The organism is Pampinifervens navoyensis, assembly GCF_046159715.1.
Taxonomy (GTDB): domain Bacteria; phylum Aquificota; class Aquificia; order Aquificales; family Aquificaceae; genus Pampinifervens.
Window position 1 is genome coordinate 1 of the sequence record NZ_JBJXCT010000046.1, and the last position, 271, is coordinate 271.

1 protein-coding gene is annotated in these 271 nt (G+C 61.3%); it reads right to left on the reverse strand.

Going from position 1 to position 271, the window contains the following annotated elements:
• Positions 1 to 271, reverse strand: a 271-nt coding sequence (locus tag ACKRDP_RS09950) for a hypothetical protein (RefSeq protein WP_409154627.1), incomplete at both ends; no start/stop codon positions are given.

Genomic DNA, 271 nt, shown 5'->3' on the forward strand with positions numbered 1-271 from the left:
GGCGTAAGGAGCGTATCGAGCGAGCGATGGATTCGCGATGTCGGCACCCACACGTCACCGCTGGCGAGAGCGTTGGCCAGAGCGAAGCAAGTGGCGAGTTCGTAGTAGGTGCGGTCAACCGAACCGTCCTTGAAGACATGTCGATACCAGCGTCTTTCGATATGTCCGAGCGGCGAATTCGCCGGCAATGACTTGCGCCAGTCGCCGCCAAGGTCGCGCAGAATGGTGGCCGCTGAAAGCAATGGCTGAGACGCCCGACGCCCCTCGAATG